This window comes from Weissella fangxianensis, assembly GCF_024718545.1.
GTDB lineage: Bacteria > Bacillota > Bacilli > Lactobacillales > Lactobacillaceae > Weissella > Weissella fangxianensis.
The window spans coordinates 1-1446 of the sequence record NZ_JAMXDB010000074.1; the positions used below are offsets into that span (position 1 = coordinate 1).

The window sequence follows — 1446 nt, forward strand, 5'->3', positions numbered from 1 at the left end:
AAAAAAAACAGATACGAGGTATTTATTGATGTCCATTAATGATTCTATCCTAAATTCAGTTGGTTTAACAGACAAAAATATTAAATTTATAATTTCTGAAGATGGTAATTTCAATGAGTTAGTCCCTTACGGGCATTATCATCATTTAGTTTTACTATATAAAGCCAGTCTAGCTACTCCTCCTGAATACTGCCCACAATGCGGTTTTAGTTTAACTGATCATTTATACTTATCGGGTACTGATAGCGCTAAGTATAAATTACCTACCACTAATGGTTATCAACAAATTTTATATTTAACGAAACAACGTTACCAATGTCGTCGTTGCCGGAGTACCTTTGTTGCACAATCACCAGATTTTATGGAAAGGTCATCAATCTCACGACCCTTACTACACCAAATCATTGATTTGGCTAAACGTGATATTTCCGAAAAAAATATTGCCTATATTTTACATTTATCAACAAGTAAAGTGAATCAGTTAATGCATCACGCAGCCAAGGCCTACCAAACAAATTACACTAAAAAATTACCAACGGTTATTTGTGTTGATGAATTTCATTACGCTAAGTATCAATATAGTTTTGAAATGATCGATGGTCGTACTAGTGAACTAATTGAGCTTTTCCCAAATAGAACAAGCACAAATATCCGAAAGTACTTGTCGAATTATGCTTTAACTAATCGACAACGAGTAGAGTACGTTGTCACAGACATGAACGCTAACTATAGTACTCCTCTAAGACAGATGTTTCCCAATGCTCAAATAATTATTGATCGTTTCCACATTATTCAACTGGCAATGAAAGCTGTGCAATCTACAAGAATCACTATCCAACGAGCCATTAACAATAAACACAGTCGTGTTTACAAATTACTGAAATCAAATTGGCAGTTCTTCATTACCAACCTTACCAAACTGGATTTAAACCAAACTCGTTGGTTCAAAGGCATTAATGAATACATGTACCCTCAGGATGCTTTACAACTAGTGTTTGGTTTATCGCATCACTTTAAGCAAGCTTATGAAGTTTATCAAGCAATATTAACATCCCAGCAGAATCATTCCTTTGATGACTTCTCCGCAATTATAGCTCAGTATAAACCAAACCATTCTGCAATGGATCAGGTTATTTTAAGCTACAAGAAAAACTATAAAGGTATTAAGAATGCCTTTTCAAATCCTGCTTCCAATGGACGTATTGAAGGAACAAATCGTCGTATTAAACAGATTGGCCGGACGGCCTACGGCTATGGTAACCCACATAATTACTTTTTCAGAATTCGTCTACAACTATTTAATCGTCACCAAATTAAAGTAAACTTCATGAACTTATTAACACAAAAAACGACCATGAATCTGACATAATCTGTCAGATTCACAGTCGCTTTTCACAAACCTAATTAATCGATTTTACTGTTTTTCACGCTATTTGACACAGAGCC

At 34.6% G+C, this 1446-nt stretch carries 1 protein-coding gene; it reads left to right on the forward strand.

The features are described 5' to 3' along the window. On the forward strand, window positions 1-1369 hold a 1369-nt coding region (locus NGR58_RS10160), incomplete at its 5' end, for an ISL3 family transposase (protein WP_258089360.1). Window positions 1370-1446: the final 77 nt, after the last annotated feature.